Origin of the sequence: Variovorax sp. LG9.2, assembly GCF_035018885.1 — a bacterium.
GTDB lineage: Bacteria > Pseudomonadota > Gammaproteobacteria > Burkholderiales > Burkholderiaceae_C > Variovorax.
This window is the reverse complement of the sequence record NZ_JASJXB010000014.1, coordinates 39,140-51,586: the sequence shown is the minus strand read 5'-3', so window position 1 is coordinate 51,586 and position 12,447 is coordinate 39,140. Positions and strand designations below refer to the sequence as shown.

Annotated in this window: 11 protein-coding genes; all 11 read left to right on the top strand. The window is 65.2% G+C overall.

The genetic code is table 11. The features are described from left to right. The 11 genes from QN413_RS15610 (at position 1) to QN413_RS15560 (ending at position 12,442) form a co-directional block, all read left to right on the top strand. Positions 1–1,458 carry an acetyl-CoA carboxylase biotin carboxylase subunit gene (locus tag QN413_RS15610; RefSeq protein ID WP_323497502.1) on the top strand — a complete coding sequence of 486 codons (1,458 nt, stop codon included), beginning with the start codon at positions 1–3 and terminating at the stop codon, positions 1,456–1,458. A gap of 5 nt (positions 1,459–1,463) precedes the next feature. Further along, entirely contained in the window at positions 1,464–2,363 is a 900-nt protein-coding gene (locus QN413_RS15605) for an allophanate hydrolase subunit 1 (RefSeq protein WP_323497569.1), read from the top strand. Further along, the gene (locus QN413_RS15600) at positions 2,353–3,357 is read left to right on the top strand and encodes a biotin-dependent carboxyltransferase family protein (RefSeq protein WP_323497501.1); all 1,005 of its coding nucleotides are present in this window, start codon (positions 2,353–2,355) and stop codon (positions 3,355–3,357) included. The genes QN413_RS15605 and QN413_RS15600 overlap by 11 nt, the downstream gene beginning before the upstream one ends. A gap of 47 nt (positions 3,358–3,404) precedes the next feature. Beyond that, positions 3,405–4,490 (top strand): TMAO reductase system periplasmic protein TorT, encoded by a 1,086-nt coding sequence (torT, locus tag QN413_RS15595; RefSeq protein WP_323497500.1) that lies wholly within the window; start codon positions 3,405–3,407, stop codon positions 4,488–4,490. Between the two features lie 31 nt (positions 4,491–4,521). Further along, on the top strand, positions 4,522–6,033 hold the full coding sequence (locus tag QN413_RS15590) for a sugar ABC transporter ATP-binding protein (protein ID WP_323497498.1): 1,512 nt from the start codon (positions 4,522–4,524) through the stop codon (positions 6,031–6,033). Then, on the top strand, positions 6,030–7,076 hold the full coding sequence (locus QN413_RS15585) for an ABC transporter permease (RefSeq protein ID WP_323497496.1): 1,047 nt from the start codon (positions 6,030–6,032) through the stop codon (positions 7,074–7,076). The genes QN413_RS15590 and QN413_RS15585 overlap by 4 nt, the downstream gene beginning before the upstream one ends. Positions 7,077–7,321: 245 nt before the next feature. Next, positions 7,322–8,269, top strand: coding sequence for an AraC family transcriptional regulator (locus QN413_RS15580; RefSeq protein ID WP_323497494.1), 948 nt, complete (start codon positions 7,322–7,324; stop codon positions 8,267–8,269). 203 nt (positions 8,270–8,472) lie between these two features. Then, on the top strand, positions 8,473–8,778 hold the full coding sequence (locus tag QN413_RS15575) for a Flp family type IVb pilin (RefSeq protein ID WP_187051540.1): 306 nt from the start codon (positions 8,473–8,475) through the stop codon (positions 8,776–8,778). Between the two features lie 30 nt (positions 8,779–8,808). Continuing rightward, positions 8,809–10,722, top strand: a complete 1,914-nt coding sequence (locus QN413_RS15570; RefSeq protein WP_323497493.1) for a Tad domain-containing protein — start codon at positions 8,809–8,811, stop codon at positions 10,720–10,722. Continuing rightward, a complete protein-coding gene (locus QN413_RS15565) occupies positions 10,722–11,696 on the top strand; it encodes a hypothetical protein (RefSeq protein WP_323497492.1) in 975 nt (324 codons plus the stop codon). Before QN413_RS15570 ends, QN413_RS15565 begins: the two co-directional genes overlap by 1 nt. After that, positions 11,693–12,442, top strand: coding sequence for a hypothetical protein (locus tag QN413_RS15560; protein ID WP_323497491.1), 750 nt, complete (start codon positions 11,693–11,695; stop codon positions 12,440–12,442). The genes QN413_RS15565 and QN413_RS15560 overlap by 4 nt, the downstream gene beginning before the upstream one ends. The last annotated feature ends 5 nt before the right edge of the window (positions 12,443–12,447 follow it).

The following is a 12,447-nucleotide window of genomic DNA, read 5'->3' as shown; positions in this document are numbered from 1 at the left end:
ATGAAAGCCGTGTCCATCGAACCCGCCTTCGACAAACTGCTGATCGCCAACCGTGGCGAGATCGCGGTTCGCATCATTCGCGCCGCGAAGGAGCTGGGCCTCAAGACAGTCGCCGTTTATAGCGATGCCGACGCGACCAGCCTCCATGTGCAGATGGCCGACGAGGCGGTTCGCATTGGCCCGGCCCACGCCATCAAGAGCTACCTCGACGTCGATGCCGTGATGCAGGCGGCGGCCGACAGCGGTGCCGGCGCGGTGCATCCGGGCTATGGTTTTCTATCCGAGAACGCCGACTTCGCCGAGCGCGTGAAAACCGCCGGCCTGGTGTTCGTCGGCCCCACGCCGCACGCCATCCGCACCATGGGCAACAAGGCCGCAGCACGCGCCGCTGCGATGAAGGCCGGCGTGCCGACCGTCCCCGGTAGCGTCGGCGTGGTGACCGATGCCGACGCCGCCATCGCGCTGGCCGAAGACATCGGCTACCCGATCATGATCAAGGCGTCGGCTGGCGGCGGTGGTCGCGGCATCCGAGTCGCAAAAGACGCAGAAGAACTGCGGCAACAGTTCACCACCGCCACAGCCGAAGCACAGGCCGCTTTCGGCAACGGCGAGGTGTACCTGGAGCGTTTCGTTCGCCAGGCGCGCCACATCGAGGTGCAGATCCTCGGCGATGGCCAGCGCGTGGTGCACTGCTTCGAGCGCGAATGCTCGCTGCAGCGGCGCCGTCAAAAGGTCTGGGAAGAAGCGCCCTCGGCGGCCATCGGCGAAGCCACGCGCACCGCGCTGTGCGAGTCGGCCTTGCGGCTTGCCAATGCGGTGTCTTACCGCGGCGCCGGCACGCTCGAATATCTTTACGACGACGACACCCGCGAGTTCTTCTTCATCGAGATGAACACGCGCATCCAGGTCGAACACCCGGTCACCGAGATGATCACGGGCATCGATCTGGTGAAAGAGATGCTGCGCATCGCGCTCGGCCAGCCGTTGCGGTTGAAGCAGGAGGACATACGCCTCACGGGTGCCGCCATCGAGGTGCGCATCAATGCGGAGAACGCGGCCAAGAACTTCATGCCGAGCCCTGGCGTGGTGTCGAAGCTGGTCGTACCGGGCGGGCCTGGCGTGCGCTTCGACAGCATGCTGTACGAAGGGTACAAGGTGCCGGCCTACTACGACTCGCTATTGGGCAAGCTGATCGTGCACGACACCGACCGCGCCAGCGCGTTGGCCCGCATGCGGCGCGCGCTCGGTGAACTCAAGGTCGAAGGCATCCACACGACCATTCCGCTGCACCGCGCGCTGTGCGACGACGCGGCCGTGGCAGAGGCCGCGTTCCACACCGGCTTTCTCGAAACATGGCTGACGGCGAACCCGTTGGAACCCGCCGTGCCACCTGCCACCACACCCGCCACCCCGCCCGTCACCCTGACCGTCACCCTGCCCACGAAGGAAAACGCATGAGCGACATGAAGGACTTCACTGCTGTCCCGGCCAAAGCCCGCTACACCTTCGGTGGCGACGAACACCTCTTCGTCGAGATCAGCGAGGAGATGTCGCTGGCCGCGTTCTTCAAGGGCATGGCGATCTGCACCGAATTGCAGCGCCGCGCCCTGCCCGGCGTGACCGAGATTTGCCCCGCCAATGCGGCGCTGCTGGTGCGCTTCGACCCCGACGTGATCGCGCCCGATGCGTTGCTGGCAACCCTGCAATCCATCAAGGCCGACCTGGGCGATGGCGCCCTGCAACTTCAGACCCGCATCATCGAAATCCCGGTGCTCTACAACGACCCGTGGACACACGAAACCTTGATGCGCTTTCGCGAGCGTCACCAGGACCCAACCAGCACCGACATCGAGTACGCGGCCCGCATCAACGGCCACGCCTCGGTCGACGAATTCATCGCGGCCCATTCCGGCGCACCCTGGTTCGTGTCGATGGTCGGCTTCGTCGCAGGCCTGCCTTTTCTGTTCCAGATGGTCGAGCGCGAAAAGCAGATCGAGGTGCCCAAGTACCTGAGCCCGCGCACCGACACGCCCAAGCTCACACTGGGCCACGGCGGCTGCTTCAGCTGCATCTACTCGGTGCGAGGCGCGGGCGGCTACCAGATGTTCGGCGTGACGCCGGCGCCGATCTTCGACCCGGCCCAGCGGCTGTCGTACTTTAAGGACCTGATGGTGTTCTTTCAGCCGGGCGACATCGTCAAGTGGAAGCCGATCGACCGCGTCGAATACGACCGACAGATCGCCGAGGTCGAAGCCGGCACCTATGCGCTGCGCATCGTGCCGGTGTCCTTCTCGCTGAAGGAATTTCTCGCCGACCCGAACGGCTACAACACACAACTGCTGAAGGTGCTCCATGGCGATTGACGTGCTCAAGCCGGGTCTCGCGACCAGCGTGCAAGACGCCGGCCGCCCCGGCTACTACAACCTCGGCATTCCGCTTTCGGGTGCGCTCGACCAGCAGAGCCTGCTGCTCGCCAACCTGCTGGTCGGAAACGACGCGGGTGCTGCCGTCATCGAATGCACGCTGCTCGGCCCCGAGTTGCAGTTCGATGCGCCGGCGACGGTGGCCGTGACCGGCGCAGAAGCCAAGGTGAAGGTCAACGGCATCGAAGTGCCGCGGAATGAAAGCTTCTCTGTGCAGGCCGGCGACAAGCTGAGCTTCGACTTCATGAAGCTGGGCGCGCGCATGTGCATCGCGGTGGCCGGCGGCATCGATGTGCCGATGGTGCTCGGCAGCCGATCGACCTACGGCCTCGGCGCCTTCGGCGGTTTCAATGGCCGCAAGCTCATGGCGGGCGACAAGCTGCCGGTCGGCGCGCCCTCTTCGACCGCTTCCACCGCGTCCACCGCATCCGCCGCTCGAGCCGGCAGGAGTGCGCCACCCGAACTCGTGCCGGTGCTCGGCAAAGAGATCGAACTGCGCGTGCTGCCGGGCTTGTACTTTCATCGGCTGCAGGAGGTGTCGATGCAGAGCTTCTTCGCCGACACCTGGACCGTGGGCTCGGAAGCCGACCGCATCGGCTACCGCTACAAGAACGGCACGCCGCTGAAGTTCGTCGAACGCACGCCGCCGTTCGGTGCCGGTGCCGACCCTTCGAACATCGTCGACGCCGGCTACCCCTACGGCTCGATCCAGGTGCCGGGCGGCCGCGAGCCGATCATCCTGCACCGCGATGCCGTCTCCGGTGGCGGCTACGCGATGGTCGGCACGGTCATCAGCGCCGACATGGACCTGATCGCGCAGATGCAGCCCAACCACAAGGCCCGCTTCGTCGAAGTCGACATGGCCGGCGCACTGGCTGCCCGTGCCGAAAAGCGGCAAAGACTCGCCCGCTTGCGTGCCGCGCTCGCCGCGTGAATCACTTTTTTCCCAGCGTTTCTTTTCATCCACCCAAGGTATTCACCATGAACCGTTCATCCCTGCGCGTCTCGCTGCTCGTCAGCTCCCTGATGGCCACCGCCACCATGTGGCACGGCACCGCTTCGGCGGCAGACTGGTTTCCCTACAAGGCCGAGTCCACCGAGCCGGCCTTCGCGGCCGACGGCAAGAAGTCGCCGATCGACTACAAGCCGCTGGCCAAGGCCTCGAAGAAGTGGGACATCTGCGTGTCGTTCCCGCACATGAAAGATGCGTACTGGCTGGGTGTCGACTATGGCGTCATCGAAGAAGCGAAGCGCCAGGGCGTGAAGCTGCAGGTGGCAGACGCCGGCGGCTACACCAACCTGAGCAAGCAGGTCTCGCAGATCGAAGACTGCGTTTCACGCGGCGCCAACGCAGTGATCATCGGCGCGATCTCGGGCGATGGACTGAACAACGTCATCAAGGCGACCGCGGCCAAGAAGGTGCCGGTGATCGACCTGGTCAACGGCATCAACTCGCCGGACATCTCGGCCAAGTCGCTCGTTTCGTTCTACACGATGGGTCAGAGCACCGGCGAATACCTTGCCAAGAAGCACCCGGCCGGCTCGCCCCCGGTCAAGGTCGGCTGGTTCCCCGGCCCTGCCGGCGCCAGCTGGGTCGAAGCCGCGAACAAGGGTTTCATGGACGCAGTCAAAGGCAGCGCCGTGGTGGTGCTCGACCCCAAGTACGGCGACACCGGCAAGGAAGTCCAGTCGAAGCTGGTCGAAGACGCGCTGCAGGCCAACCCCGACCTCGCCTACATCGCCGGCACGGCCGTCACCGCCGAAGCGGCCACCGGCGTGCTGCGTTCGCGCAACCTCGACAAGAAGGTGAAGGTGCTCTCGTTCTACATGACGCCAGGCGTCTACGAAGGTATCCAGAAGGGCCGCATCGTGGCCTCGCCGGCCGACTCGATGGTCATCCAGGGCCGTATCGCGGTCGACCAGGCGGTGCGCCTGCTCGAGGGCAAGGAAGTGACCAAGCATGTCGGCCCGAAGATCTTCGTGGTGGACAGCGCGAACATCAAGACGGTGAAGCTCGACGACATCCTGCCGCCTGCCAGCTTCAAGCCGGTGTTCGAAGTCAAGTGAGCCCGGCTCTGCTGGCTTCGTGACCCGCGCGATGAGTGCCGCCGTCCCGCTGCTGCAGACGGTGGCGCTCAGCAAGCGCTACCCCGGCGTGCTCGCGCTCGACGATGTCGACTTCGAGCTGCGCGCAGGCGAAGTGCATGTGCTCTTCGGTGAAAACGGAGCCGGCAAGTCGACGCTGATCTCATTGCTCGCCGGCGCCAACACGCCGACGAGCGGAGAGATTCGCCTGAACGGCGAGTCCGTCAAATTCTCGAACGTGCACGACGCGCGGCGGCTCGGCATCAGTGCGGTGTTCCAGGAGTTCTCGCTCATCCCGACTCTCTCGGTTGCACAGAACCTGAGCCTGGGCGACGAGCCGCGCAAAGGCGGCCTGCTCGACCGCAACGCCGTGCGCGAGCGTGCGAAAACCATGCTGGCCGACCTCGGTTTCGAGATCGATCCCACCGCGCCGGTGTCAGGCCTCACGCGCGCACAGCAGCAGATGGTCGAGATCGCCAAGGGCCTGCGCGGCGATGTCTCCGTACTCATCCTCGACGAGCCGACCGCGTCTCTCACCGACAAGGAAACGCAGCGCCTCTTCGAGCTCGTCGCGCGGCTCAAGGCCCGCGGCGTGGGCATCGTCTATATCTCGCATCGCATTCAGGAGATCGCGCAGATCGCCGACCGCATCACGGTGCTGCGCGACGGCCGGAAGATCACGACCGTCGATGCCGCCGCGACCAACGCCGACCAGCTCATCGAGCTGATGAGCGGCCGCGCCATCGAACAGATCTATCCACACATCGCCAACCGGCCAGGCGATGTGGTGCTGCAAGTCGAAGGCCTGAGCTCGCCCAACGGCGTGCGCAATGCGAGCCTCGTGGTGCGCCGCGGCGAAGTGGTCGGGCTGGCCGGCCTCGTGGGCTGTGGCAAGTCGGAACTGTTCCGCGCCATCTACGGGCTCGATGCGGTGAGCGAAGGCAAGGTCACTTTCAAAGGCCAGGAGCGTACCGGCGCCACCGTGCGCAAGCTGCTCGACGAAGGCCTCTTCTATCTGCCGCCCGACCGCAAGGCCGAAGGCCTGGTGCTCGGCTTTACCTCGCACGCCAACATCACGCTGCCGCTGGTGAGCGGCCCGCTGCGCGGCCACGGCGGCTGGCTGCGCAAGCGGCTCGCTCGCAAGCTCTCGGCCGAGGCCGCAGCGCGGGTCGAGCTGGCGCCGCGCAACCTCGACCGGCCGGTCGCGCTGCTCTCGGGCGGCAACCAGCAGAAGGTGCTCTTCGGCAAGGGCATGACGCGAGAGGCGGCCCTGTACGTCTTCGACGAGCCGACGGTCGGTGTCGATGTCGGCACGCGCAGCGCGCTCTACAAGGTGATCCAGAGCTTGTGCGAGGGCGGTGCGGCCGTGGTCGTGATCTCGTCGGACTTGCCCGAGGTGCTGCACCTGAGCCACCGCGTCTATGTGATGTGCCGCGGCGAGATCGCCGGCGAGCTGCAGGGCGAAGCGATCAACGAGTCGCGTGTGCTCAATCTGTTTTTCGGCTCCAACGAAAGCAAGTCATGAATCCGAGTCCTGCCGTCGCGGCGGCAACCCCGCGTGCCTCCGGCGTTGCGCACCGCGTTCTTGGGATGTTGCGCAGCATGTTCCTGCGGCTGGGTGTGTTGCCCTTCATGCTGGCGATCGCCTTCGTCGTGTTCAGTACGCTGTCGGACCAGTTCCTCACCGTACAGAACCTGGTCAATCTGCTGCGCCAGTCGGTCTATCTCATCCTCGTGTCGCTCGGCCAGATGCTGGCGCTCGTCACCGGTGGTTTCGATCTGTCGGTCGGCACCGTCATGGCGATCACCTCCGTGGTGTCGGCGATGGCGATGCAAAGCCTGGGCGTGGCGTTGCCCGACGCAACCTGGGTCGTCGTCATCGTCGGCTGCCTGTGCGGCATGCTCGCCGGCCTCACGGTCGGATTGGTCAACGGCATCGGCATTGCCTTCATCGGCGTATCGCCTTTTATCGTGACGCTCGGCGTGCAGTCGATCGGCTTCGGCATCGCGCTGTTCCTGACGGGCGGCGTGCCGGTTTCGGGCTTGCCGAGCGAGTTCAGCGACTTGTTCGGCTTCGGCACGCTGCTCGGCATCCCGATACCGATTCTGGTGACGGCCGTGTGCGTTGCCGGCATCGGCATCCTCATGGGCCGCACGCCGACCGGCACGCACCTGCTGGCGGTCGGTGGCAATGCCAAGGCGGCGGCGCTCTCGGGCATCGACACGCGTCGTGTCTTGCTCGTCGCCTATCTGCTGTGCGCCGGCCTCGCGGCGGTCAGCGGACTGCTGCTCACGGCCCGCGTCGAAACCGGTGAAGCCAATCTGGGCGGCACGGTGGCGCTCGAGTCGATCGCGGCCTGCGTGATCGCCGGCGTCAGCCTGCGTGGCGGCATCGGCCGCGTGCCCAACGTGGTGATGGGCGCGATCTTCATCGGCCTGGTGCAGAACGGCATGAACCTGGCCAGCGTCGGCTCGTACCTGCAGATGGTGGTGCTCGGCGCATTGCTGATCGTGGCGGTGGTGGCCGATCAGCTCCGCCATCGCATGGTGATGCCGGGCGGGCACTGACCAGAGAGGCGCGCGCGACGCGCGCGGATTAACACGCATTGCGCCTTTCGCGCAAACGGCGGCACCCGGCCTGCGACCAGCGCGGTCGTGTACCTTCCTGTCATGTGAGAGGCCTAGGCTGCACCTGTCTAGGCAACCTGACCCGTTCGCACATATGGCACGCCAACTGCGGCATAGCGCATGGTGCGCTGCACGCGACACGCTTAAGGTGTGATCACTGCATTGAACAGGGCGGCTACGCACACATGTCATTTTCTCATCGGCGACCCGCCCGAAAGCGCCTTCCTGAAATCGAACTGGAATCCTCCAGGCTGCCTGAGCTGGGCTACGAAGTACCGAGCGCAGCGGGCCTGGTTCGATGCATCGAACACGGCTTTCCGACGCCTTTGGCGCGATGGCATTCACACGACGTCTTCGAGCTGCACCTGATCGTCGCGACATCCGGCAAAGCATTCGTAGGCGACTGGATCGGCACCTTCGAGCCGGGTCATCTGGTGCTGTGCGGCTCCGGCTTGCCGCACAACTGGATTTCGCTCGACGCACCTGCTGCCGGCGTGGCACGACGCGATCTGGCGATCCAGTTTTCACCCGACACGATCTTGATGGGGGCCGAGACTTTTCCAGAACTGCACGAGACGGCACGCATGCTCAAGCGTGCCTGCCACGGCATCGAGTTCTTCGGCATGGCTGAAGCTGCGGAGCAAAGCTGGCTCGCCATCAAGGCGACGCATGGCCTCAAGCGATTTCGACTCTTTTGCGACCTTCTCATCGATCTGTCGGGGTGCACCGACTACCGCCTGCTGTCGAGCGCCAACTCCGACGACGCCACCGACTGCGATCTGCAAGCGATCCAGGGACTGGTTGCCCGCATCGCCACCGATCCTGCGGCACCGCTGACCGTCGCCATCGTGGCAGCCGAACTCGGCATGAACACGGGCCGCTTCGGCAGGCTCTTCAAGCGCTCCACCGGCACCAGTTTTCCTGGCTATGTGAACCAGATGCGCGTCACGCATGCCTGCCAACTGTTGATGCAGACCAATCGATACGTGACGTCGATCTGCTATGCCGCGGGCTTCAACAACGTCGCGAACTTCAACCGCCAGTTTCTTGCCCTCAAAGGCGTGACACCGAGTGAATTCCGTCGGCAGAGTCATCTCCGGTTCTCGGGCGCGCTGGCCGAAGACGGCTTGTAAACCCGAGCGCGGCGCTTCAGGCAACAATTCGTTAACACTGACTTACACCTGACCACGGTTTTGTATCGGGGTTGGCGAGAAACCTACAGAACGTCCCTAAAGCCCCTTCATAGACTCGATTCGCGTGCCCTGCAAACCGTGGCCTGAACGCCATCGGAATCGCCTTGCAAGGTGTCTTCATCATGTCTTTCACAGGAGCTTCCATGAATACCCAACGTCTGAGCCAGGTTCGTCGCCACATCGTCTCGAAGATCAAGGTCAAGGGCCAGGGCATGACCGAGTACCTGGTGATCCTCGGGCTGATCGCCATCTCTGCGATCGCGGTGTTCAGCTTCTTCGGGCAGACGCTGCGCAACCAGGTGGCAGGCATGTCGCAGGAGGTCGGCGGCAAGACCGGCTCGGCCGAGGTGACCAAGGCGCAGACCGCCGCCGGCAAGGGCTCCACCAACGCCGATGTGAACTACAACATGAGCACCTACACCAAGGGCGCGGCGGACGGCGCCAAGTAACCAGGCGCTAAACATCCCGCGATCGCGCCGATGACCCGCCCGAACATGCCGAAGCATCAGACGGGTCGGCATCGACATCCGGGTCAGCAGGCCGGCCAGGCCATCGTCTTCATCGTGGCGATGTTGCCGATCGTTTTCTTGAGCATCCTGGTGGTCTACAACACCGCCACTGCGACGCGCGAAAAAATGAAGCTGCAGAACACGGCCGACGCGACCACCTACAGCGCCAGCGTGCTCACCGCCCGCAGCCTCAACTACCTTGCGTACACCAACCGCGCGATGGCGGCCAACGAGGCCAGCATCGCGACCCTGGCCAGCGTGCAGACCGCGATGGGCGCTTTCATTACGAGCGCGGCCAACATCCAGGAAGGTCGGGTAATAGCCAAGGGCTTCGAAGGGCTGAAAAATCTTCAAACTGCTGCCCGCACGCCGCCACCCTTTGACCTGATCTTCATAGCCAAGTGGGTCGTCAACTGGGGTCAGGCACAGCGGCTGCAACGCACCGCCGATCGCATCGCAGGTTTCGTGGAGCCAGCGTCCAAGCCGCTGCAGATCGGCGTCGACGTGCTGCGCATCCTGAACCAGGGCATCTCCGCAAGCCAGGTCGCGATGCTCGCCAGCACGGCCGCGCAACTGCCTCAGGTCATCGTCGACGTGCTTCGCGCCAACGACCCGGACGCCACCGTGCCGCCGGGCGAGACTGCCATCCTCGCGACCAAGTTCGTCGCAGATCTCGGCCTGTACCTGAAGAGCTATCACCAGTCGGCGCGCGGGCCGTTCGACGAGGACGACTACAACGAGGTGCTGCGCTTCGCCCATGCCGCGCAAGCCACGCGCGACGACTGGACCAAGAAGCGCCGCTTTCTGCCCGACTGGGCGACGTGGATCGGCTCCGGCGTCGCGGGTTCGCTCAAAGGCATCGTCAGCAATTTCCCGGTGACGCCGCCCGGGTTCGCCAATCTGGCGGGCAGCGTCATCAGCGGTCTGGTCGACTGGAACGGCGGGACCGAACTGGTGGCCGACCGCGGCATCCTCGGTGGACGACCGGGCCGCATCCGGTGGCAATCGGCCGACGCCATCGAGATCCGCCTGCCCATCGGCTTGCTCTACACCGACCTCATCGGCGGCGCGAGCGACATCGCACGCGGTCGCTTCGGACTCGGCGCCGGCGCCGCCGCGGCCGGCGGTCCCAACGTGATGAAGAGCTGGGAAGGCCAGCGCCTGACCCTCGACACCTTTGCGACCGAAGCGCGCGACTACGGCGGGCTGAACGACACCATCGGCGACAGCGCCTACATGGTCCGCGGCTCGTTCGAGCGCGCTGCGGGCAACCGCAACGGCGGCATCCTGCCCGGCGCCTGGCCAGTGCTCCAGTTCGATGCCAAGCTGCACTACGGCCCGCGCACCAGCATCGGCACCAACCTCACGCAGGACTGGTCGATGCCACGCTTCATCGACGTCAAGGCGCACGAGCCGATGGTCGCCCACGAGTCCGACAACTGGTTGGGCGAGAACGGCTTCAAGGGCAAGAACCCTCTGAAGTGGGGCAAGAACACCGACAAGGGCCCGGCCCTCACGCTGGTCGTGCAAAAGGGCGCCGAGCGCATCCGCACCGGGGAGGTGGCCGGCTTCGGCGATACGACCGAGGGTTCTCGTGCGGGGCTCAAGGACAACTTCGGTGGCGACCACATCAAGGCGGTGTCGACCTCGCAGGTGTACTTTCGGCGGCCGCAAGACCGTTGGGCCCGGCGCGACTTTTCTGCCGACGATCCACCGCAAATCGGAAAATTCAACGTGGGTTTTGCTGGCGGCTACATCGAGCACCGGAGCCTCTTCAGCCCGTACTGGCACGTGCACAACGTCGAGCCATCGTTGTGGGCACGGGCCATCGCCATGGGTGGCGCGGCGATCGGTGCCGTGGCCGAACCAGACAGCGGCGACTGATGAAGACCGCACCCGTGCCCCCACACCGCACCGCACGCATGCAGGGGCATGCGATGACCGAAACCCTGCTCGTGATCAGCTTTGCCGCCATCGCGCTCGCAGCGATCCCGGCCATTGCCGAATACGGCACCAAGCGCCAGCAGACCGTGGCCGCCGCCAAGCTCCTGGCATGGCAACGCACGGTTTGGATGCCGGGCACCAACGCGATCGACGCGGCCGAGGCCAAGGGTGCGTCGGGTGCCATCAAGAAATCCGACGACGAGGTGACCCGCGACCTGCGCCGTCATATCTTCAGAGATCGCGCGACCGCGGGCGCCACCATTCATGCGGCGGACATCGCGGAGTTCGAGCCGACGCTGCCGGCCATCGATGCGCGCACCACGCGCGTAGTGGCCACCACGAGTGCGGCCACCCTGCCCTCGCTGCTCAACGCCAGCGACACGCTGTGGGACACCATCCGGGTGGCGCAAAACGCGCTGGGCAACAACATCATCACGCAGTCGCTCGGCAAATTTACTTTCGTGAGCGGCGGCTACCTGCGCAACCAGGTCGACGTGACGCAGACCAATGCGTCGTTCACGCTCATGCCGCAAATCGAGATGACCGAGCAGGTCACGATGCTGACCGAAGCGTGGAACGCCGGCGGCACCAACCGCGAGGAAAAGAAGATCCAGGGCCTGGTGCCGCTCAAGCTGACCGACAGCGTGTTCTATCAACAACTGCGCGGCGGACTGCATCAGTCCGCATACGCGATCAGCCAGGTCTATCCCGGCTTCAAGAATGCGAACCTCACCTTCGGCCTGACGCCGGGCGATGCGATCGAGAAGACGCCTCTCGACCGCTTCGAGCGCATCACGCCGCAGGCGACCACCGAGACGGGCGGCGGTGCCGATGCCGATGGCGGCAGCCCCAAGGACAAGTTCCGCTACTACCGCGCGTTTCCGCCGACACCCGTGGTCAACACGCTGCCGTGAACGCCGTACCGCCGTTCGCTCTGCAGCACGCTTCGCAACGCGTCCGCGTCGCCGCCTTCATCGGCGCCGTGGCGCTGTGGCTCGCAGCGACTGCGAGCTGGGCCGCTGCACCGCAACGCGACTGGCCGCTGGTGCCGCCACCGCCCGATGCCAGGAGCTACTGGATCGCGCAGTACATCGAGCAGAACACGGTGCCGATGCAGATTCGCGGCTTTGAAACCGATGCTTCGGTGGCCGAGGTCGTGCGCTGGTACGAGGCGTGGTTCAAGGACAAGGTCGGCTACGCCGCGAGCCAGGTCGGCGAGGTGCGCGTGCTCGGGGCGCGCATGGGCATCTATCAGGTGACGGTTCAGTTGCGCGGTACGCCGGGCAAGACACTCGGCCGGCTGGCGAGCGCCGCGCTGTACGAAGAAGGCGGCCCGAGCGAGCAGGAGCGCACCGAGCGCATCGGCAAGGGCTTCCCGCGGCCGCCCGGCTCTCAGGTGGTGTCGGACACGCTCTCGTTCGATCCCGGACAACGCAACCGCACCATCATGCTGACCAACGGGATGAGCGTCGAGACCAATGCGCTGTATCTGCGCGAGCGCATGGTGCTGCTGGGTTGGGCGCTGCTGCAAGACCGCACCGTGGAGGCCGGCACGCGCTCTGCGCTGGTGTTCCGTCGAGGCACCGAGGAAATGGTCGTGACCATCGCGCGACAAGAAGGCAGCTGCTTCGTCGTCGCCAGCCAGACGACGCCCGAATGAAGCGA

What these genes read in the sequence shown, in the direction of transcription:
- QN413_RS15610 (WP_323497502.1), top strand. Translation starts at nt 1, where the DNA reads ATGAAAGCCGTGTCCATCGAACCCGCCTTCGACAAACTGCTGATCGCC.
- QN413_RS15605 (WP_323497569.1), top strand. Translation starts at nt 1,464, where the DNA reads ATGAAGGACTTCACTGCTGTCCCGGCCAAAGCCCGCTACACCTTCGGT.
- QN413_RS15600 (WP_323497501.1), top strand. Translation starts at nt 2,353, where the DNA reads ATGGCGATTGACGTGCTCAAGCCGGGTCTCGCGACCAGCGTGCAAGAC.
- torT (WP_323497500.1), top strand. Translation starts at nt 3,405, where the DNA reads ATGAACCGTTCATCCCTGCGCGTCTCGCTGCTCGTCAGCTCCCTGATG.
- QN413_RS15590 (WP_323497498.1), top strand. Translation starts at nt 4,522, where the DNA reads ATGAGTGCCGCCGTCCCGCTGCTGCAGACGGTGGCGCTCAGCAAGCGC.
- QN413_RS15585 (WP_323497496.1), top strand. Translation starts at nt 6,030, where the DNA reads ATGAATCCGAGTCCTGCCGTCGCGGCGGCAACCCCGCGTGCCTCCGGC.
- QN413_RS15580 (WP_323497494.1), top strand. Translation starts at nt 7,322, where the DNA reads ATGTCATTTTCTCATCGGCGACCCGCCCGAAAGCGCCTTCCTGAAATC.
- QN413_RS15575 (WP_187051540.1), top strand. Translation starts at nt 8,473, where the DNA reads ATGAATACCCAACGTCTGAGCCAGGTTCGTCGCCACATCGTCTCGAAG.
- QN413_RS15570 (WP_323497493.1), top strand. Translation starts at nt 8,809, where the DNA reads ATGACCCGCCCGAACATGCCGAAGCATCAGACGGGTCGGCATCGACAT.
- QN413_RS15565 (WP_323497492.1), top strand. Translation starts at nt 10,722, where the DNA reads ATGAAGACCGCACCCGTGCCCCCACACCGCACCGCACGCATGCAGGGG.